Origin of the sequence: Xanthocytophaga agilis, assembly GCF_030068605.1 — a bacterium.
In the GTDB taxonomy this organism is placed as follows: domain Bacteria; phylum Bacteroidota; class Bacteroidia; order Cytophagales; family 172606-1; genus Xanthocytophaga; species Xanthocytophaga agilis.
The window spans coordinates 400,407-421,780 of record NZ_JASJOU010000005.1 but is presented as its reverse complement, the minus strand read 5'-3'; the positions used below and the strand labels follow the sequence as shown (position 1 = coordinate 421,780).

Genomic DNA, 21,374 nt, shown 5'->3' with positions numbered 1-21,374 from the left:
GAAATTTTTGATTAATAGTAAAAACCAATAACTTGAACCAAAATTTGTAGGTAAAAAAGTTTTGCTCTACATTTGAATAGTATTTCTATTGATATTATAGGGATTTCTTTATATCTTTTCTACCCTTATAACTTTTAAACAACATGGCAACATTAAGACTGGGAGATGTAGCTCCTAATTTTCAGGCTGAAACAACTCAGGGCCCAATTGACTTTTATGAGTGGGCAGGAGACAGTTGGGTAGTATTTTTCTCACACCCCAAAGATTATACACCTGTATGTACTACAGAACTTGGTGCTGCTTCTCGCATTTATGATGAGTTTACCAAACGCAATGCAAAGATTATTGCATTGAGTGTAGATAGTCTGGAGTCACACAAAGGGTGGGTACCTGATATCAACGAAACCCAGAATACAGTTGTTAACTATCCTATCATCGCAGATTCAGATCGTAAAATTGCTGATCTGTATGATATGATCCATCCAAATGCATCAGATAGCTTTACGGTACGATCTGTATTTATCATTGGACCTGATCACAAAGTTAAGTTGACCATCACCTATCCTGCCTCTACCGGACGCAATTTTGCTGAGATTCTACGGGTGTTGGACTCATTGCAACTGACTGCAAATTATAGTGTTGCCACACCTGCTAACTGGGAACACGGTCAGGATGTAATTATTACAGCTGCAGTAAAAGATGAAGATGCAGATGTGAAATTCCCAAAAGGATACACTAAGATTAAGCCTTATCTTCGGGTTACTCCACAACCTAACTTGTAAGAAATACAAAGATTTTTATATAAATATATCAACATGGTACGGGTTTTGCACCTGTACCATTTGTTTTTAAGAACCTGAATTAAGGATTTTTAAGAATAAATAAGCCAAATTGTGTGAAATGAACCTTTTGGCAAATTTGCAAGTTAAAAGAGTATATGTGATAAAAAAATAAAATTAATTGCGTTTTGTATTTATTTTTTTATCACCTTTGCGCAGTTTTTAAAAGATTGTTAAAAACTATTTTAAACTAAAAGTCCCGGAAATGCTACAATTCTTTGTACATACTACACCACGATTTCCGCGACCTAGGGTGCCAGCCCTAGCATAATATTGTTTTGCCTATGTGGCAGAGCGCCTCTGAAAATTTCCGTAGTATTTGTTCCTGATTATCCGCACCCGTGTTACGAGTGTCACTTATTGTATTCCTTGTGCTATTCTGATATTTATTTCTATTATTCTTATTTCAGCACATTACTTATTCGTTTCACCTTTCTCTTGTTTATGCTTTAACTAAAAGATGAATCAATACACTATCCAGACAGCTAAATATGAACATCTTGCTTTAGCTGAGGAAATATGCCGGCATATGGAAGAAAGTGCCAAAGCCCGTGGAACCGGAATTGCCAAACGGTCACCAGACTACATCAAAAAGAAGATGTTGGAGGGAAAAGCAGTAGTTGCAACTGACAAACAAGGCAATTTTGTAGGATTCTGTTACATTGAGAGTTGGGGGCATGGAAAGTTTGTTGCCAATTCAGGTTTGATTGTACATCCGGATCACCGCAAAAGTGGCATTGCAAAAGACATTAAGAAAGAAATATTCAAACTTACCCGCAGTAAATACCCAGAATCAAAAATATTTGGTATTACTACCAGTCTGGCAGTAATGAAAATCAACTCAGCTTTGGGATACGAACCAGTTCCTTTTAGTGAGCTAACAGATGATGATGAATTCTGGAAAGGGTGTTCCAGCTGTGTAAACTACGACGTATTAACTCGTACAAACCGGAAGATGTGTATCTGTACAGGTATGTTGTATGATCCGGCTGAAGCTGAGAAGAAAGAGCGGGAGTCAAAATGGAATTTCAACGTAAAAACGAAGGTTTACGAGCGTTGGTTGCGTCTGAAAGAATCTGTTTTGTCTAAATTTCGTAATAAAAACGGAAATGGAAACAACAATGGTGGAAATACAGAAGAATCCAAGTTGGTTCCGATGCCTGAAATCAAGAAGCCTGTTGAAAGAGAGAAGATTCTGGTATATTCTGCGATCATAGCTGCAATTGCTGCTTTAATCAAATCTATATTTGAGTAGAAGAACAGTTTTTGAGAAATTTTATTTAGTAAGACAATAATTTTGCCCTTCCTTTGCAGTTGCAAAGGGGGGCTTTTTTCGTACCAATATTGTATTAAATGGCTTTTCTCAAACGCCTTACCAGTGATAAGATCATTGCGATTATGGCAACCTTTATTAGCATCTGTGCATTGTTTACATCTGTCTATCAAGTGCAGATTGAACGAAAGCAACAGTATGCATCAATGTGGCCTAGTTTGCACATCTATTCACAGACACAGCTGTTACCGGATTCTACACAGAATTCTTGTGGTATTAAAATTACTAACAAAGGTGTCGGACCTGCTATCATTAAAAAAGTAGAGATCTGGTATCGTGGCCAGATTTGTGAGGATGAACAGGATCTGATTCAAAAAGTTACAGGTGATAGCGTTAATGAAGGTGAAGTAATCAATCAGATCTGGGAAGATAGGGTACTAGCCTCCAATGAAGAAATTGAATGGATTAAAGTAGGTGGGCCTATCAATACAAGGCAATTCAGAGAAGCACTTAAAGGTAGAAATATTCATATACGGTTAGAATATGCTTCTGTGTATGAAGAACAATGGGAATATAATTTCAATATGGGTAAGAAATCAATTGTTAAACTAAGTGATTAGACTTTGGTTACTAGTGGAGAAACAAGCTAATCAAACCTGCTTACAGGATATACACAATTACATTTACAACATACCTTCATTCTATATTTAGTTAATACAATGGCAAAAAAAGTAGTATTGGCCTTCAGTGGTGGTTTAGATACCTCCTATTGTGTAAAATACCTTTCAGAAGAGAAAGGTATGGAAGTTCATTCTGTTCTGGTTGATACAGGCGGTTTCTCGGATGAGGAATTGATAAATATTGAAAATCGTGCAAAGACATTGGGGGTAAAGAGTCATAAGACTGTAAATGTGGTGAATGAGTATTATGAGAAGTGTCTGAAATACCTGGTTTTTGGAAATGTACTGAAAAATAATACTTATCCGCTTTCTGTAAGTGCAGAGCGTATGTTTCAGGCATTAGCAGTAGCCGAATATGCGCGTAGCATCAATGCTGAAGCTATTGCACATGGTAGCACAGGTGCCGGTAATGATCAGGTGCGTTTTGATGTGGTGTTCCGTATTCTGGTTCCAAATGTAGAAATTATCACTCCTATTCGGGATATGCGTTTATCACGTGAGGCAGAGATTGAATACCTGAAGGCGAAAGGTGTAGAACAAGACTGGACTAAAGCTGCTTACTCTATTAATAAAGGTATTTGGGGTACATCTGTAGGCGGTAAAGAAACACTGACATCAAATCAATATCTCCCAGAATCTGCTTTCCCTACACAACTTACCAAAACAGATGCAGAGCAGGTTGATCTGTATTTCGAAAAAGGAGAATTGAAAGGTATCAATAGCGAAAAGTTCGCAAATCCGGTAGATGCTATTAAAAAATTACAGGAGATTGCGGGACCATTTGCTATTGGACGTGATATACATGTGGGTGATACCATCATTGGTATTAAAGGACGTGTAGGATTTGAAGCTGCAGCTCCTTTAGTTATTATTAAAGCGCATCACACACTGGAAAAACATGTGCTAACAAAAGGTCAGTTATACTGGAAAGAGCAGTTGGGTAACTGGTATGGAACAATGGTACATGAAGGCCAGTTTCTGGAACCAGTAGCACGTAATATTGAGACTTTCTTAGCAGATACTCAAGAAAATGTAACTGGAACAGTACATGTACAACTGTCTCCTTACCGCTTCTATGTAATTGGTATTCAATCAGAGCATGATCTGATGTCTGCAAAGTTTGGTAGCTATGGTGAGATGAACAATGCATGGACAGGTGATGATGTTCGTGGTTTCTCTAAGATCATGTCAAATCAGACTATGATTTACCACAAGGTAAATGAGGAATAACCTCATTTAGTAGTATGATACTTAGTAGAGGCTGATAGATATCCATATGAAAGCCGTTTTCAGAGATATTTCCTGGTTCAAAGATGTTTTGCTGCCAGTGGTTGTAACTATGCTGGGTGTATACTTGGGCATCCTTTCCAGTGACTGGCAGGATCAGCAACGGGAACAGGAATTGAAACAAGAAATGCTGAGACAGATCTATCGGGAAGCACAAAACAATGTTCAAAGTCTGACAAACTCTTATCAGTATCATTTGCAGCTAAAAGACTCACTTGAAACATGGCGTCAGCAGCAGTTGCCGGACGTAGAACGGATCAGACGAGGGCAGCAGTTGTTCAGAGGATTAAATCCGGCTTTTTTACGTAGTGCGGCCTTTACTTCAGCCATTCATGGAGGTGGCTTACAGATATTGCCTTATGATTTGTTTCATCAGACAGCATCGATTTATACAGGTCAGCAAAAGCTCGATGATATGAATCAGATTTTTCTGGGCAAGCTGGTCGACTTATTCACTAATCAGGGTGAGGATACAGGACAGGCTATTTATCAACTTATTCAGATCTATATTGTTGATATTGTACGTTCTGAGGATATGTTGATGAAAGAGAATAAGGCATTGATTGAGAAAATTAAAGATACTCTTGGAAATGAATTAAATACGAATGAAAAAGATTAAAGTAGGTATTATAGGAGGAGCAGGCTATACAGGAGGGGAATTGATTCGGATTTTGCTAAGCCATCCTAATGCAGAGATTGCCTATGTACATAGTAAAAGTTCAGCAGGGAAACCTCTGTACTCAGTACACAATGACCTGATTGGAGAAACAGACCTGACATTTGCTGAGAGCTTTCAAGGATCTGTAGATGTAGTATTTTTGTGTGTTGGACATGGCGAAGCCAAAGTATTTCTGGCTGATAATCCTGCTATTTTGCAAACTAAGGTTATTGATCTTAGCCAGGATTTTCGGGATGAATCTAACGGGTTTGTATATGGACTGCCTGAACTAAATAAGGCTCGTATCCAGAAAGCACAACATATTGCTAATCCAGGTTGTTTTGCTACTGCTATTCAACTAGCTCTGTTACCTCTGGCGAAGAATGGTTTATTGAAAGAGGATGTACATATTAGTGCTATTACAGGAAGTACTGGAGCTGGGCAGAAACTGGCAGATACTGTACACTTTACCTGGAGAAATAATAATATCTCTGTATATAAAGCATTTACACATCAGCATTTGAAAGAAATCCGTCAGAGTCTGACACTGCTGCAGAGTGATTTCTCCGAAAAAATCCGGTTCATTCCCTATAGAGGAAACTTTACCCGTGGAATTCTGGCAAGTGTGTATACAACATTTGATGGAACACTGGAGCAGGCTAAAAAGTATTTTAGCGATTTCTATCAAAATCATCCATTTACACATGTTGTAGACAGCGAAATCGATGTAAAGCTTGTTACTAATACCAATAAATGTTTACTGCATCTGGAGCAACACGAAGATCAGTTACTGATAACCAGTGTTATTGATAATCTGACAAAAGGGGCATCCGGACAAGCTGTTCAGAATATGAATCTGTTATTTGGCTTGGATGAAAAAACAGGACTTGGTCTAAAGCCTGTGGCATTTTAAACTATCATTGATTGCTTTCAACATTTAAAACCCTTCTTTCAACTATGGATTTATTTAATGTATATCCGCTGTATGATATTGAGCCTGTGAAAGCACAGGGAAGCTATGTTTGGGATGCTACAGGACAGAAATACCTTGATCTCTATGGGGGACATGCTGTAATTTCTATTGGGCATACACATCCTCACTATGTTCAGAAACTAACTGAACAACTCAATAAAATTGGCTTTTACTCAAATTCTGTACAGATTCCGATTCAGACAGAGCTTGCAGAGAAGTTAGGAAAGCTGTCAGGTTATGAGGATTATCATTTGTTTCTGATAAACTCTGGTGCTGAGGCCAATGAGAATGCATTGAAACTGGCTTCTTTTTACAATGGTCGTAAAAAAATCATTGCATTCAAGAAATCTTTTCATGGACGCACAGCAGGCGCTGTAGCCGCCACAGATAATCCAGCTATTGCTGCACCTATCAATCCTACTGACCATGTGCACTTCATTCCATTTAATGATATTGAAGCGTTGGAAAATGTAATGAACGAAGAGGTTTGTGCAATCATTGTAGAAGGTATTCAGGGTGTTGGAGGTATCAATGTGACTAGTGGTGAGTTTCTGCAAAAAGCCCGTGAACTATGTGATAAATTTGGTTCTGTACTGATTGTGGATAGTGTGCAATGTGGATATGGACGTAGCGGGAAATTCTTTTCTCACCAACATTATGATGTACAACCAGATTTGATCACTACTGCCAAAGGGATGGGTAATGGGTTTCCGATTGGAGGACTACTAATTCATCCTAAGTTCAAGGCCATACATGGTATGTTGGGAACCACTTTTGGAGGTAACCATCTAGCTTGTGCTGCCGGTATTGCTGTATTGGATGTGATGAAGCAGGAAAACCTGGTTGAGAATGCCGCTGTTGTAGGTAATTATCTGATGGACAATGTAAAAGGTCTTCCAGGTGTGAAAGAAGTACGTGGGCGTGGGTTAATGATAGGAATTGAGACAGAAGAACCTGTAGAAGTAGTGCGTAAGAAACTTTTGTTTGAACACCATATCTTTACAGGATATGCAGGCAAGCATACACTTCGTTTGTTACCGTCACTTGCATTAACAAAAACAGAGGTGGATATTTTCCTGGAAGCTTTTTCTAAAATAGTAAAGGCAGAAAATGTAGGAGTATAATATATTAACATAGATAATTTATGCAAAAGGGTCTCCTGGTAACGGGAGGCCCTTTTCTATTTACTGCAATATGAGGACTAGTTCACTATTCTGTAAATTTTGGATATAAATAGAAGCTGTACCTTTTATTGGGTAGAGAAAAATAATAATGGATAGATACATGACTAATCTAAAAGGTAAGTCATTCTGGATAATAGATTTGTATGATAAAGCCTTCCTAAAATACTTTCACTAGCAAAAAAGTATTTCCATTCGAGTTTCTTACATGTCATAAATCCTCTTTTTGTTCTGAAACTATAGATAATATGTCAGTTTTTTCGATAAAACCCTATCTTTTTCATTCCTTTTCGTTTACATTTGTCTATACTGCTGGATTAATATACAGACTACTGTTCAGGCAGATACTTTTCTTACATGTGTAATTAACATTCAAATAATAACATGCTATGAAGGCAACATCTACAATTAGTAACATATGGGCAAAGGTAACAATCCAGCTAGGGTTGAGTATGGTTGTTATATTTTTTTCACTTTTTGATGTAAAGGCACAGTGTCCAAATTCTGGTTGCAACTCACCAACTGGCAATTCTTATGTATTTACATCTAATGGAAGTACTCTTTGTATTACCTCTAGCGGTACTTATTCTATAAATTTCAATGCAAGAAATAATATAATAGTCTGTATAGCTCCAAATCTAGGAAACGTAGTACTTAACTTGGCTTATAATGGTGCAACTGGTGTTACCATTAATAATTACAGTTCATTATCATTTTCGGGAAATTTTCCTCTAGCGAACAATACTACTCTAAATAATATTTCCCAACCTGGATCTGCTCCAGCTGCTATGACTATTAATGGTAACCTTACTGTTACAAATGGGACTGTTAATAATTCTGGAACCGGATCGACTCTAATAGTTAATGGTGCTTTTAACATTGGCAATGGTAACACTATTACAAATGGAGCTGGTGCTAGCATACAGATTTCTGGTAATTTAATTAATCAGGAGAATAGTATATTTAGCAATGCAGGGACTTTAACTGTATCAGGAAATACGACTAACAATAATGCTCAGTTTAATAATACGGGTTCTCTTTCAACAAGCGGAACCTTTACTAATAATAATAATGGTCAGTTTACTAACGATGGCACGCTTTCAACAAACGGAACTTTTTCAAATAACACTGGTCAGTTTGCCAATACAGGTAGTGTTTCTGTAACAGGCATCTTCACAAATAACAATGGTAGTACACTTACAAATGGAGGGTTTATAAACGCATCTGGCAATTTTAATAACAGTGCATCTATTATCAACACGAATTCAGGATCTCTAACTGTTGCTAATAACAGCAATATGACCAATACAGGGACTGGCTCTATTACTAATACTGGCTCTATCAATATTACTGGGAACTATGTACAGGGGCAAACTCAGGTAATTGCTAATCCTTCATTGGTAATTTCCGCACCTGGTGCCATGAGTATAAATGGAAACTTTACTATGAATCAGGGAAGTGTTACTCTAAATGGTGGAGAAGTTCTGGTTAATGGAAATTATACACAGAATGGAGGAACTGTAGCCGGAACTATTGGTACCTGTAGCCGCTTCTCAGTAGGAGGGCCTCTGGGAACTGGTGTAAGTAGGGTAAATGGAGGAACATTTGGTAATAATACTCCTATAAGAATGTGTGATAATAATGGATCATTGCCTGTATTTTCTAATCCTTATCCAGCAGGTGCTAATGGAGGATTTAACGTAGTAGCAGGCGGAACTGTTAATCCTAGTGTAACCGCTTACACCTCGTGCCCCTCTTGTAATCAACCATTACCTGTTACATTCGTTTATGTACGTGGAGCCTATATAGAAGGACAAGTGAAAATAAACTGGGCTACAGCGTCAGAAGAAAACAATGATTATTTCACTATTGAAAGATCTACAGATGGCAAAGAGTTTACAGCAATAGCAACTATTGATGGGGCTGGTAATAGTTCTAATGTGTTGTCCTATGAGTTTATCGATAATAATCCTGCAGAAGGGGTTGCGTACTATAGGATTAAACAAACTGACTTTGATGAGAAATTTGCTTATTCTAGAGTGGTATCTATAAATACAAGTGCAGCTTCTACTTTATCACGAGTATTTCCTAATCCAGTATCACATGCCGATTATGTACAGGTTGCAATAACTGATGAGAAGGGAGGAGATATTTTTGTCACTGTATATGATCGAATCGGAAAGCAATGCTATGCTGGTAAGTTCTCTACAGGAACTATACCTAGTGTAGCAGTAAAAGACTTCTCTTCAGCATCTGGAATTTATATCCTGCAAGCAAGACAAGGAAATTCTATGATTAGAGAGAAACTAGTAGTACAATAAGTATTCTCTGAAAATATTCTAAAGCTAACCTGCAAAGTTTTAAAGCAGGTTAGCTTTTTTATTTTTAAAATATAGTAATTTTCGCCCTCAAAAGAATATCATTAACCTTTCCTAACTATTGACCGCATTGAAAAACTTTATTTCCCTCGCTGATGTATCTGACCCGAAAGCATTGGTGCAGGAAGCCATTCAGCTCAAGAAAAATCCATTTGCAGACAAAGCATTGGGTAAGAACAAAACCATCGGCCTGTTATTTTTTAATTCTAGTTTACGAACACGTCTGAGTACTCAGAAAGCAGCGCAGAATCTGGGTATGGAGGTAATGGTAATGAATGTAAATCAGGATTCCTGGGGATTGGAGATGATGGATGGTGTGGTAATGAATGGAGATAAAGCTGAACATGTAAAAGAAGCGGCAGCTGTAATTGGTCAATATTGTGATATCATTGCTGTTCGGTCTTTTGCAGAATTAAAGGATCGGAATGCTGACTATCAGGAAATAGTCATTAATAAATTTAAACAGTATGCAGGTGTCCCTATTGTTAATCTGGAGTCTGCTACCCGACACCCATTGCAATCATTGGCAGACTGTATCACTATCGAAGAATACAAAACTAAGCCACGCCCTAAAGTAGTGCTTACCTGGGCTCCGCATTTTAAATCACTGCCTCAGGCTGTTGCCAACTCATTTTCAGAATGGATGAATGTATGGGATGTGGACTTTGTGGTGACTCATCCGGAAGGATATGATCTGGCACCTGAATTTGTGGGCAATGCACAGGTGGTTTATAATCAACGAGAAGCTTTTGAAGGAGCAGATTTTATCTATACTAAAAACTGGTCATCATACAAAGACTATGGTAAAGTGCTTACACAAAATCCAGATTGGATGATTACAATGGACAAAATGCGATTAACCAATAATGGTAAATTCATGCATTGCTTACCTGTACGCCGCAATTTGAAAGTAACAGATGAGGTGTTAGATAGCCCACAGTCTATTGTTATCCCTCAGGCAGGTAATAGAGTATGGTCAGCACAGGTAGTATTAAAGCAAATTCTATCTGGACTCTAATCATACAATTGTGTTTTTAAATAGCTGAATTGATCAAATGAGTAAAGTATATGTAATCAAAATAGGTGGTAATGTAATTGATAATCCTGTTGCCACACAGAAGTTTTTATCTGATTTCGCCTCTATTAAAGAGAGCAAGATTCTGGTTCATGGAGGTGGGAAAATAGCAACTCAGGTAGCAGAGAAACTGGGTGTCACTACACAAATGATTGATGGACGCCGTATTACAGATGAGCCTATGCTGGATGTAGTAACCATGGTATATGGGGGATTGGTAAATAAGAAGGTGGTTGCACAATTACAGGCATTGAAGTGTAATGCTATTGGACTGATGGGCGCTGATGCAGGAGTAATTTTAGCTAAAAAGCGGCCTGTTGGGGTAATTGACTATGGATTTGCAGGTGATATCGAACAGGTAAATGCTACGCAATTACTAGCTTTCATTAATCAGGATCTCACGCCTATTGTTGCTCCACTTACAGTTGATGCGCAAGGGCAGATATTAAATACAAATGCAGATACTATGGCGTCTGCCATTGCAACGGCATTAGCTAAAGCAGGAGCAGAGGTAAATCTTGTGTATTGTTTTGAGAAAAAAGGAGTTCTGCTGAATCCTGAAGATAATGATTCTGTTATTGCAGACATCAATAAAGAAAAATATGCACAGTTAAAAGCGGATGGAATTGTGTCTAAAGGAATGATTCCTAAACTCGATAATGCATTTGCTGCATTAAATGAGGGTGTGAAAGAAGTGCATATCATCCATGCTGATAATGTTCATGCACAATCGGGTACTAAACTGACCCTATAAACCATTCAAAGAGAACGTTGAGAAACCAGAGCTATTAATTTATGATTGAGAGTTCTGGTTTTTAAAATAACGTATCATCTCTCCATAACCCATACCCATAGCTAAGCCACGAATACTTTTTGCAATGCGATCTGCTTTTGTCTGAGGTGTTTTGGCGCTTTCAATCCAATTATAGAAATAATTTTGATGCCCTCTGGTTAACTGATTAAAAAAGTCCAGTGCGTTGGGCTCGTCTTCCAGACAAGCCAATAAATCTGCCGACTCAGGTAAAGGGTCGTCATCTACCTCAAGGGACATCTGTACGATTGCACCTTTTTCTTTCTGAATTCCCTTGCGCATACTAGCATTGATTGCCATGATAAAAGTACCTTCTCCCATTGGAATCAATGAGACGGACTTAATTGGAAAATTATCCAGTTTTCCTTTGACCCGAAAAGCTTGTCGTATGCCAGGCTTTAAACTTTCTGTAACCTCTACAGGTAACTCAATATACGTCCATCCGGTCTTTTCACCTTTACTGGCAAACTTCTGTAAAACAGCAGAAAATGTAATCATACTTATGGCTCTGAAAAATTCGACTTAGTCTTAAAAATAGAGATTTGTTCTGAAAGCCATTGTAAAAATAGCAGGATATTTAAATAAGTAGCGTGGTATACTATGGATGAATACCTTAATGCTTTTGTACCAAGGGTTTTGCCTATGGCTCTTGTTTTATGTGTAAGCGCTTGATATTTAAACTATTGTTTGCTTTGCTGCTATATGAATAAAATACCGGGAACAACTTATGTACTATATGGATTATGAATCCTGTGCATTTTTCCGATTTTCTTTCTTTACTTTGTGGAGCCGGTTTCATAAAACGAACCGTTGCATGTTTCATTAAATAAGCTTCTATGATTCATACACTTTCGCAGGCGCAGGAAGCTATTGCTTTACTGAAAAAGCTTATAGCAATTCCCTCATTTTCAAAGCAGGAAGACAAGACAGGTGATTGCATAGCCAGTTTTTTAGAAGAGAAAGGTATTCCCTTTCAACGTGTTAAGAATAATATCTGGGCAACGAATAAATATTTTGACTCACAAAAGCCAACAATTCTGTTGAACTCTCATCATGATACTGTTAAACCTAATGCTTCCTATACATTAGACCCGTTTGATCCAGTTGAGAAAGATGGTAGGTTATATGGTTTAGGAAGCAATGATGCAGGTGGATGTTTGGTTTCTCTGATATCTACTTTCCTTTATTTTTATGAAAAATCAGATCTCAAATACAACTTTGTATTAGCTACGACTGCTGAGGAAGAAATTTCAGGGAGAGAAGGGTTAGAGATGATTATTCCTCATCTACCTCCTATTGATTTTGCTATTGTGGGTGAGCCTACTCAAATGCAGATGGCAGTTGCTGAAAAAGGTCTTTTGGTAGTAGATTGTGTTACACGAGGTAAGGCAGGGCATGCAGCCCGAAACGAAGGAGAAAATGCCATTTATAAAGCCATGAGGGATATTGAATGGATACGTAACTACGAGTTTCCTGAAGTGTCCGAGATGCTGGGGCCAATTAAAATGACTGTCACAATTATACAAGCTGGTTCACAACACAATGTGGTGCCAGATACTTGTACTTTTACTGTCGATGTACGAACTACAGATAAGTATAGTAATGAAGATGTGTTGCTGGTATTGAAAAATGGACTTTTGTCCGAAGTAAATGCCCGTTCTGTACGATTAAAGCCATCTAGTATCCCTTTGGACCATCCTATTGTAGAAGCTGGGAAAAGTTTAGGACTTACCACCTATGGGTCACCAACTACTTCAGATCAGGCATTACTGGATGTTCCTAGTCTTAAAATGGGCCCGGGAGATTCAGCTCGGTCTCATTCAGCTGATGAATTTATTTACCTGGAAGAGATCGAAAAAGGAATTGAAAGATATATTGAAATTTTGGAAAAGATTGTTTAGCATCCTTTCGGCTCCTATAAACAAAAGGCCCGCTTAGGTAGCGAGCCTTTTGTGCTATTAAAAACAGGTGTATGAATGAAGTTCAGGCCTACTTGTTACCCAGATTGGCTCCCGGTAATACTACTCGGTTTACGACATGAATTACCCCATTAGCTGCCATCATATTGGGTTGAGTTATCTCCGCGCCATTAATCAAAACTTTACCATTCAGTACTGAAACAGTGAGTTCTTCACCATTTAATGTAGGAATAGTCTGACCGTCACGGAGCTCACTGGCCATCAATTTTCCCTGAACAACATGATATTTTAAAATTGATGCCAGCTTTTCTTTGTTATCTGGTTGTAGCCATTCTGGAAAAGCTGTAATCTGACTAAATGCCTCATCTGTTGGTGCAAATATGGTAAAAGGACCTGCCTGACTAAGTGCACCTGTGAAGTCTGCAGCTTTAATTGCTTTAGTTAATGATACAAACCCTGCATTATTTGTCAGTGTCTTTACTATATCTTCAGGTGCCTGAACCCTCATGACTGGCTTCTTTTTAACAGTTGCCAGATTTTGTCCCCATACCTGCATTACGGATATACAAACCAGAAGCGCTATTACTGGTAGAAATAGTTTTCTCATAGCTTTAAAAGGTTATACATAGATTTTCTTTTATACGACAATAGGCTTACAATTGTTTCAAAACATCATATTGATAATCAGATGCTTGTAGACTTGTATATGTAAACAATATGTATGCCACTGGACGTATTGCTGAAAGCCTGTGACTTAGGATTTATATTTCTGATTTATAAATTTGTATAAAAGTAGTTTGATGGGATTTACTTTTTTTCACAAAGCTGTTATACAACCTGGTTAAAAACAGAAAAGTCCCAAAGCTTGGCTTTGGGACTAGATTCTATATCTCTACCTCTACCTATTGATTACAATCTTTTAGGTGCTTTTTTAGTTGCTTGCATTTCAGTGGCTTTACGAGCCGGACGAAACTTGGCATTTGATTTTGTTTTGGCAATTGCTTCGTTTTCACCAAAGTATACATTGCATTTTGGCAGCATCTCTCTGATTTTATCTTTCTCACTATCTTCAATAGGGTTGCCAGTAAGAGTTAATGTACGTAGATTTTTCAATTCTTTTATTTCTGCAGGCAATTGAGTAAGCTGATTATCACGTAGATTTAACTCCTGTAAATAAGTCAATTTTTTGATATCTGCAGATAGGGTTTCAATTTGGTTTTGGCGAGCATCCAGAAACAAAAGTGTTTGGTTATTTGCCAGAATACCATTGATATCTTTTAATTCGTTGTCACCTACACTAAGTTGAATCAGATTTTTCATCTGAGTTAGTTTTTCAGGTGTACTTTTCAGGTTAGCACTACTTGCATCCAGACAAAATACCTCTTCAGGACGAAGATCATGAGCCAGGCCTGATACACATTCTCCAGCATAACCTTCCTGTATATCTTTCGCAGCCTCTTTATTTCCCAGACGCATTGCCTGTAATAAATCGCCATAATGCTGACTGTCGGTATACCCTTTTTGTTTGGCCAACATTTCTTTGGCTCTTGCACGTTGATAAAAAGCGTCAGCATACGATGGATCTTCGCTGACAGCCTCTGTGAATCTGCCAATGGCTTCCACAAAATTCTGTTTCTTCAGATTTTCCATACCTGCCTGATAATATTCTTTGGCAGTTGGCGTAGTAGCAGCTGTCATGACAAACAAGCTGGCTGCAAGAGTAAAAAGAGAAATGTATTTCATAGCAGAAATTAATTTTATCGTGTCTCCAGACAAATGCCGGGAGTTCCTATAGCATGTTATTTGTGGTTATATTCGGGAGAAGGAAGTAAAGTGACCAAATAGGCTAGAACTATTACACAAAAAAACTTACATATCATATGAGAGATATTCAGGTAGAAAGATTCGATTATATGCTTGTTTTTGCGCCCATAATCGTGCCTGCCATCAGGAATAATATTTGTATAAATCGATTTAATTTTTGACCTTTCGTGCAGAACATTTATTAATGATATGCCTACTATTTATTTGAAAAAGCCTTTCTCGGATGGGGCTGTGTATTATAAGATCGACACTATCTCAGACCCAGAGGATGAGTACATTTATGAAGCTATTGAGATAGCGGTTGAAGAAGAAACTTTGGGAAGAGATGAATTTGAACTGACTCAGGAAGACCTCGACGAGATGTATGCGGATGGATTTAAGCCTATTTCAAAAGATGAATTTGAAAAGATAGAGAAGGAACACCGTAGTTTAGACATCTGACAAAAATGTAAGGAATAGTTTCTTTATTCCTTACATCTATAAGGTACTATTTGTAGAAAAATAATTTTTCTTTATTCTGCGCCTGGGTTTTTTGATGTAAACCAGGTTACCAATCCAATCTTTTATCATTAACAGGTATATTCTTTTTTAACTCTTATAATCCATGAAAAATATTGGCCTTATTGCCGTAATTGCTATTGTTTTAATTGCCCTCATGGGCGGATGTAGTACCTATAATGGTCTGGTAGAAAAACAGGAAAATGTTAATAGTAAATGGGCGCAGGTGCAAAACGTATATCAGCGTCGTGCCGATTTGATTCCAAATCTGGTGAATACAGTAAAAGGGGCTGCGAATTTTGAAAAGACTACCCTTGAATCAGTAATTCAGGCACGTGCCAATGCAACCCGTCCTGAAATAAATCTGAACTCAGACCAGCTTACACCTGAAAATGTTCAACGTTTTCAGCAAGCACAGGATGCATTGAGTTCGTCGTTAAGCCGATTGTTAGTGGTATCAGAGCAATATCCTGAGTTGAAGGCAAACGAGAATTTTAAAGAGTTACAGGCTCAATTGGAAGGTACAGAAAATAGGATTACCGTAGAACGGCAAAACTTTAATAATGCTGTACAGGACTATTCTATCTCACGACGTAAATTTCCAAATAATATATTTGCTGGATTATTTGGATTTGGTGAGAAGGGATATTTTCAGGCACAAACTGGTGCAGATAAAGCACCAACTGTCCAATTCTGATAGGTACGAATAGTAAATACAATTCTGAACTCTTTTATCTAACTATAAACGGGTTGTGAAATTCATCACAACCCGTTTGCTTCCTAGAGTATGTTTACAGAAGAAGAAAAACAACGCATTGTTGCCTCTATTCAGGATGCTGAACGAAATACTTCAGGCGAGGTAAAAGTGCATGTGGAACGTCATTGTACTTCAGAGCCTATACAACGTGCTGCAGAAGTCTTTGTTCAGTTGGAGATGAACCGTACCAAGTTGCAGAATGGAGTATTATTCTATATCGCTCTGGAGGATCATAAGTTTGCGATTCTGGGAGATTCAGGTATCGATGCAGTTGTTCCTGCTAACTTCTGGGAAAATATAAAAGAAATCATGCGTGGATTTTTCCGTCAGGGCAAGATTGCAGATGGATTAGTTGCTGGAATTGAACAGGCTGGACAACAATTAAAATCGCATTTCCCGTATCAGTCAAATGACGTAAACGAACTTTCTGATGATATTTCATTTGGTGAATAAGTACTTGTAATTGCTAACCGCTGACCTACCTGAGTCTCTCTTATACTTCCCTACATTTTGTATACGTTACGTGTTCTAACATCCTTTACTAGTGAAGCATTACATATATCTTTTTTTATTTCTTCTCTTTTCTGTAGTTGCCTATGCTCAGGATGGGATTCCTGAACTTCCTAATCCTCCTCGCCTTGTCAATGATTTTGCGGGAGTATTAAGTGTAAGTGATAGAGAAGCTCTAGAACAGAAACTGCGTGCTTACAATGATTCAACGTCTACTCAGTTTGCCATTGTAATTGTTCGTTCGTATGGAAACTATGACGCTGGAGACTACACATTCAAGCTGGCAAATAAATGGGCTGTTGGACAGAAAGGAAAGAACAATGGATTACTTATCACTGTTGCCATTGAAGACCGAAAATATTTTATTGCTACTGGTTATGGTCTGGAAGGATCTATTCCTGATGCTATTGCGAAACGTGTAGCAGAACAATACCTGAAGCCTAACTTTCGAAAACAGGATTATTACAAAGGGTTGGATGAAGCAACCAGTTATCTATCCAAACTACCTGCGGGAGAGTTTAAAGGGGATCCAAAGGCCAGGTCTAAATCTGGAAAAGGAGGAAGCGGTATTGGCATCATTGTCTTTTTGTTTATACTCTTTTTTGTCATCATTCCGATTATCCGGCAGATGGGCGGAGGCGGTGGGAGAGGTCGAGGTGGCAGAGGCGGAGGCTTTGGTAGCACAGTACCTCCCTTTATCATTTTTGGCAGTGGCGGTAGTTCCAGTAGCTGGGGTGGAGGCGGTGGTGGAAGTAGTGGTGGAGGATTCGGCGGGTTTGGAGGGGGATCTTTTGGTGGGGGTGGAGCAGGTGGAGACTGGTAGTTTATACATTTATAAAACAAAAGCAGGTAAATCCAATAGATTTACCTGCTTTTGTTTCTAGATAACCCTTACTCAGTTATTTACTGGTATCACTGAAATTAATTTCTGTATTATCACCAATATTCAGGCTTTGTGTAAGTCCTTTTAAGGAACTATCATTACCTATTATGGAATGATGCAACAACGTATTTTCAAGAGCACTAAAAGAACCAATAATACTATTTTGAATTACAGAAGAACGTATCACAGTATTTTCACCAATTGCTACATTAGGACCAATGATAGACGATACAATATTGCAGTTTTTACCAATACTGACAGGTTGAATAATAATACTCTCTGTAAATTCCGGATAGTCTTTACGCTTAAATTCTGCACGATTCATTAGTATAGAGTTTGCTTCCAACAACGTCTCTTTTCGACCACAGTCATACCAGTTATTAACCTGAATAGTTGTAATCTTTACTCCATCCTCAACCATCTTCATAAGTGCATCTGTCAGATGATATTCATTCTGCGTCTTTAACTGATTATCAATAATGTATTGTAATGCAGCAAGCAATGCAGGAATATCCGTAATCTTATAAATACCGACAAGAGCAAAGTTTGATTTGGGGATCTTTGGTTTCTCTACAAGCTTTTTGATCGTTCCCTGATTATCAAGTTCTGTAATGCCAAATGACCAGGGAGTATCTACCTTCTTGACTCCCAGCATAGAAATAGGAGAAGCTAATAAAGTTTGTAAATCCAGGGTTACAATTGTATCTCCTAACACTATTAATACCTCGGAATCATTCTGTATATGTTCCCTAGTAAGCCAGATTGCCTGACCAAGACCTTCACGTGGTTCTTGAATTACATAGGTGACGTGAATATCAGGATACGTTTCAGATATGTATGTTTCTATTTTGTCACCCAGATAACCTATGACTAATATAAAATCACGGATCCCTGCAGCAATTAGGTCATCCATGATATATGATAATATAGCTTTTCCCGCTACCGGAACCAGTGCTTTGGGTTGTGTATGTGTATGGGGGCGTAAAGTTGATCCTACCCCAGCTACCGGAATAATTGCTTTCATGAAAAAAATCATACTGATTTAAGGATGTAATATTGCAATCATTCTGCATATTTTCTGCTTTTTTTCTTCAAAAAAATGTTAACATATGTAAGGCCTTCTTACTGATTTTTCATAACAAGTCGCTAAAATGTATTCAGTCCTCATTTTTAGCCCTGCAAAGTTATCCACAAAATTGGTGTTTTTTAAGGGGTAGTTAATAAATTACTACTCAGCCAATTATAGGGATGATTTTGAGGGCTGTGGATAAGTATTTTCATTGTGTGGATAAAAGAGCCCTATTCTTGCTACTGGTATATTCACTGTATTGATTTCCAGTCGTTTCCAAATAAATTATGTTTTGTGTTTTTCTAAGGCCGTATGTTTTTTGTATAAAAACGGCATAAGTCATCAGGAAAATAGAAATATTTTTGCCAAATGGAAAGTGATTAAAAGGTGTTACCTGGTTTTTTTATAAAAAAAGATATACCTTGCCATAGATAAGGTAACTCTCTGATACACAAAGTGTATCTTTTTTCCAAACATTACGTAAACTGTTTATATTTCATCAATTATATGATACTCATGAAAAAGAACTGGCTTTTACTTATTATCTTGTTTTCCTTAAGCGTTACTACTGGGGTATATGCCCAAAAAAAATCGAAAGAGGATAAAGAGTTGGAAAAAGAATGGAAGAAGAAATTAAAGGATATGGATCCTCTGAAATTGAAAGCATTGTATGATGAGAAAAATGCTTTGATACAAGATAAAACAGATTTAAATAGCCGGGTAGTTGATCTTGAAACTCAGTTGAGTGACAAGGATGCAGAGATAAGTAAAGTAAAAGCTCAGTTACAGGAAAACGAAAAACAGCTTACAGATGCCAAAGCTGCTGCTGACAAAGCGTCTAAAAATAGTTTCGGCGGACCAATGTCATCCAATGGAGTAGTTTTTAAGGTACAGGTAGGAGCTTTTAAAAACAAAGATCTGACGAAATACTTTAAAAATAATAAGAACTTCAGTGGAGATGTTGACTCTGACGGAACCAAAAAATATACACTTGGATTCTTTGGAGATTATTGGGAGGCTGAAAACTTCAAGAAATATCTGCGGGAAATGGGTGTAAAAGATGCATGGATCGTAGCTTATAAAGACGGAAGCCGCGTTGAATTAAAAGAAGTGCTTGAAGGCGCTACAACAAGTAATCTATCGAAATAGTATAAGTCTTCTTTTCATATCAAAGCCTCGCCTGACAAAGCGAGGCTTTTTATTTTGATAGACATTACTAAACCAATAAACTAAAAACAATTCTGATTTTACAGGAAATACCTCTATATCTTTGACCAGATATACGATACTTTATACTATAAACTATGCAACAAGTTTTAATCTTAACTGGAATTAGCGGAAGCGGAAAGTCAACCTTTGCCAAACAATTTGTTCAGGACAACCTAAACTGGCTTCGAATCAATCGGGATGATTTACGAAAAAGTATTCTGACTGTCTCATTAAATGACTATTGGACATGGGATGTCAAAGCTATTAACCGTATTGAGATGCTGGTAAATGAATTACAGGAAACAGCTATACAAAAAGCATTGGATAGAGGGTGGAATGTTTTGATAGATAATACTCACATCCGGCAAAAATATATCAATGAATTAATTAATGTTATCTCAAACTATAAAGTCGAGATCCGTTTTAAACTGATTGAGATATCGTTGGAAGACGCAATAGAAAGAGACAAACAGCGAATAGATGTAGTTGGAGAGCGTATTATCCGGGAACAATATGAGAAACTTAGAATACTGAAAAAGAACTTTAACTTTGACAAAGTCATTACACCACAACCAGAAATTTCCATAACACTGGAACAAGACGAATCACTCCCTAAGTGTGTATTGGTAGATATTGATGGTACAGTCGCAAAGATGAATGGACGTATGGCTTATGATTGGAAGCGGGTAGGTGAGGATCTTCCTAAGTGGAATGTGATCAATGTTGTCAAATCATTGAAAAATCATGGATACCACATTATATTTTTTTCAGGACGGGATGGTAGTTGTCACAATGAAACTTCTGCCTGGATTACACAGTATTTCGATTGGACTGAAAAGGAACATTTTCAGCTTTTTTTGCGAACACCTAAAGATCAGCGTAAGGATAGTATTGTGAAAAAAGAAATGTTTGAAACCTATATTCGCGATAAATACTTTGTAGAAATGGTGATTGATGACCGTGATCAGGTCGTAGCTATGTGGCGAAAAGAATTAGGACTAACCTGCTTACAAGTAGATTACGGTAATTTCTAAAAGTACTTACTCAAAGAGGAATACAGAAATATCTCCATTTCAGTATTCCTCTTGTTGAAATTTTAGGCTACACTTTTAGGCTCATTAAGCTTCTTCTCAATATAATCTACCGCCTGTCCTACTGTCTTAAGCTGTTCCCCTTCTGTATCTGGAATTCGTATGTCAAAGACTTGTTCAAACTCCATGATTAATTCAATATAATCTAATGAATCAATGCCCAGATCTTTAATAAAGTTAGCAGTAGGAGTTACCTGAGAGGGCTCTATGTTAAGCTTCTCTACCAGCATTTCTGTCACTTTCTCTTGTACATTAACCATAATATATAAAAAGAAAAATAAGATGAATACTTAGAATACGTAATGATACTTGTAATTATGAAGCAAATGTATGAATCTGAATGGAAATTAAATTTTTGAAATACATCTTTGTGTGTAATAATCCGATTTTTACAAAAGAAATTATATTCTATGTAAAAATTGTTCCTTTTATCAGTACACTATAAATAGAGTACACTAC

General features: G+C 37.5%; 22 protein-coding genes. 17 read left to right on the top strand and 5 right to left on the bottom strand.

Annotated elements, in window-relative coordinates:
* Positions 1–143 precede the first annotated feature (143 nt).
* The 10 genes from QNI22_RS17505 (at position 144) to argB (ending at position 11,098) form a co-directional block, all read left to right on the top strand.
* Positions 144–782: a peroxiredoxin gene (locus QNI22_RS17505; RefSeq protein ID WP_314512554.1), complete on the top strand. Its 639-nt coding sequence runs from the start codon at positions 144–146 to the stop codon at positions 780–782.
* Positions 783–1,299: 517 nt separating this feature from the next.
* Positions 1,300–2,094 carry a GNAT family N-acetyltransferase gene (locus tag QNI22_RS17500; protein WP_314512552.1) on the top strand — a complete coding sequence of 265 codons (795 nt, stop codon included), beginning with the start codon at positions 1,300–1,302 and terminating at the stop codon, positions 2,092–2,094.
* 98 nt (positions 2,095–2,192) lie between these two features.
* A complete protein-coding gene (locus tag QNI22_RS17495) occupies positions 2,193–2,732 on the top strand; it encodes a hypothetical protein (RefSeq protein ID WP_314512551.1) in 540 nt (179 codons plus the stop codon).
* 99 nt (positions 2,733–2,831) lie between these two features.
* Positions 2,832–4,022 (top strand): argininosuccinate synthase, encoded by a 1,191-nt coding sequence (gene argG, locus QNI22_RS17490; protein ID WP_314512550.1) that lies wholly within the window; start codon positions 2,832–2,834, stop codon positions 4,020–4,022.
* Positions 4,023–4,068: 46 nt separating this feature from the next.
* Positions 4,069–4,698 (top strand): hypothetical protein, encoded by a 630-nt coding sequence (locus tag QNI22_RS17485; RefSeq protein WP_314512549.1) that lies wholly within the window; start codon positions 4,069–4,071, stop codon positions 4,696–4,698.
* Positions 4,685–5,650, top strand: coding sequence for an N-acetyl-gamma-glutamyl-phosphate reductase (gene argC, locus QNI22_RS17480; protein WP_314512548.1), 966 nt, complete (start codon positions 4,685–4,687; stop codon positions 5,648–5,650). Before QNI22_RS17485 ends, argC begins: the two co-directional genes overlap by 14 nt.
* 44 nt (positions 5,651–5,694) lie before the next feature.
* Positions 5,695–6,834 carry an aspartate aminotransferase family protein gene (locus QNI22_RS17475; RefSeq protein WP_314512547.1) on the top strand — a complete coding sequence of 380 codons (1,140 nt, stop codon included), beginning with the start codon at positions 5,695–5,697 and terminating at the stop codon, positions 6,832–6,834.
* A gap of 716 nt (positions 6,835–7,550) precedes the next feature.
* Positions 7,551–9,212, top strand: coding sequence for a T9SS type A sorting domain-containing protein (locus QNI22_RS17470; RefSeq protein WP_314512546.1), 1,662 nt, complete (start codon positions 7,551–7,553; stop codon positions 9,210–9,212).
* Positions 9,213–9,339: 127 nt separating this feature from the next.
* A complete protein-coding gene (locus tag QNI22_RS17465; RefSeq protein WP_314512763.1) occupies positions 9,340–10,287 on the top strand; it encodes an N-acetylornithine carbamoyltransferase in 948 nt (315 codons plus the stop codon).
* 37 nt (positions 10,288–10,324) lie between these two features.
* Positions 10,325–11,098 carry an acetylglutamate kinase gene (gene argB / locus QNI22_RS17460; RefSeq protein WP_314512545.1) on the top strand — a complete coding sequence of 258 codons (774 nt, stop codon included), beginning with the start codon at positions 10,325–10,327 and terminating at the stop codon, positions 11,096–11,098.
* Positions 11,099–11,137: 39 nt separating this feature from the next.
* Here argB and QNI22_RS17455 read toward each other — a convergent pair whose 3' ends face one another.
* The gene (locus QNI22_RS17455; protein ID WP_314512544.1) at positions 11,138–11,653 is read right to left on the bottom strand and encodes a DUF1905 domain-containing protein; all 516 of its coding nucleotides are present in this window, start codon (positions 11,651–11,653) and stop codon (positions 11,138–11,140) included.
* Between the two features lie 338 nt (positions 11,654–11,991).
* Here QNI22_RS17455 and QNI22_RS17450 point away from each other — a divergent pair, with 338 nt between their 5' ends.
* On the top strand, positions 11,992–13,056 hold the full coding sequence (locus tag QNI22_RS17450) for a M20 family metallo-hydrolase (protein WP_314512543.1): 1,065 nt from the start codon (positions 11,992–11,994) through the stop codon (positions 13,054–13,056).
* An 88-nt stretch (positions 13,057–13,144) separates the two neighbouring features.
* Here the strand turns inward: QNI22_RS17450 and QNI22_RS17445 are convergent, their stop codons facing one another.
* Positions 13,145–13,681: a fasciclin domain-containing protein gene (locus tag QNI22_RS17445; RefSeq protein WP_314512541.1), complete on the bottom strand. Its 537-nt coding sequence runs from the start codon at positions 13,679–13,681 to the stop codon at positions 13,145–13,147.
* 302 nt (positions 13,682–13,983) lie between these two features.
* On the bottom strand, positions 13,984–14,817 hold the full coding sequence (locus QNI22_RS17440) for a leucine-rich repeat domain-containing protein (RefSeq protein ID WP_314512539.1): 834 nt from the start codon (positions 14,815–14,817) through the stop codon (positions 13,984–13,986).
* Between the two features lie 270 nt (positions 14,818–15,087).
* Here QNI22_RS17440 and QNI22_RS17435 point away from each other — a divergent pair, with 270 nt between their 5' ends.
* The 4 genes from QNI22_RS17435 (at position 15,088) to QNI22_RS17420 (ending at position 17,486) form a co-directional block, all read left to right on the top strand.
* The gene (locus tag QNI22_RS17435) at positions 15,088–15,339 is read left to right on the top strand and encodes a hypothetical protein (RefSeq protein WP_314512537.1); all 252 of its coding nucleotides are present in this window, start codon (positions 15,088–15,090) and stop codon (positions 15,337–15,339) included.
* Positions 15,340–15,502: 163 nt separating this feature from the next.
* Positions 15,503–16,093 carry a LemA family protein gene (locus tag QNI22_RS17430; RefSeq protein WP_314512535.1) on the top strand — a complete coding sequence of 197 codons (591 nt, stop codon included), beginning with the start codon at positions 15,503–15,505 and terminating at the stop codon, positions 16,091–16,093.
* Positions 16,094–16,183: 90 nt separating this feature from the next.
* The gene (locus tag QNI22_RS17425; RefSeq protein ID WP_314512533.1) at positions 16,184–16,606 is read left to right on the top strand and encodes a TPM domain-containing protein; all 423 of its coding nucleotides are present in this window, start codon (positions 16,184–16,186) and stop codon (positions 16,604–16,606) included.
* 91 nt (positions 16,607–16,697) lie between these two features.
* Entirely contained in the window at positions 16,698–17,486 is a 789-nt protein-coding gene (locus QNI22_RS17420) for a TPM domain-containing protein (RefSeq protein WP_314512532.1), read from the top strand.
* 76 nt (positions 17,487–17,562) lie between these two features.
* Here QNI22_RS17420 and QNI22_RS17415 read toward each other — a convergent pair whose 3' ends face one another.
* Entirely contained in the window at positions 17,563–18,570 is a 1,008-nt protein-coding gene (locus QNI22_RS17415) for a sugar phosphate nucleotidyltransferase (protein WP_314512531.1), read from the bottom strand.
* A gap of 561 nt (positions 18,571–19,131) precedes the next feature.
* Between QNI22_RS17415 and QNI22_RS17410 the strand changes: the two genes are divergently transcribed.
* The gene (locus QNI22_RS17410; protein WP_314512530.1) at positions 19,132–19,764 is read left to right on the top strand and encodes an Ezrin/radixin/moesin family protein; all 633 of its coding nucleotides are present in this window, start codon (positions 19,132–19,134) and stop codon (positions 19,762–19,764) included.
* A gap of 155 nt (positions 19,765–19,919) precedes the next feature.
* Positions 19,920–20,858, top strand: coding sequence for a phosphatase domain-containing protein (locus QNI22_RS17405; protein ID WP_314512528.1), 939 nt, complete (start codon positions 19,920–19,922; stop codon positions 20,856–20,858).
* Between the two features lie 62 nt (positions 20,859–20,920).
* Here the strand turns inward: QNI22_RS17405 and QNI22_RS17400 are convergent, their stop codons facing one another.
* On the bottom strand, positions 20,921–21,175 hold the full coding sequence (locus QNI22_RS17400; protein ID WP_314512526.1) for an acyl carrier protein: 255 nt from the start codon (positions 21,173–21,175) through the stop codon (positions 20,921–20,923).
* Between the last annotated feature and the right edge of the window lie 199 nt (positions 21,176–21,374).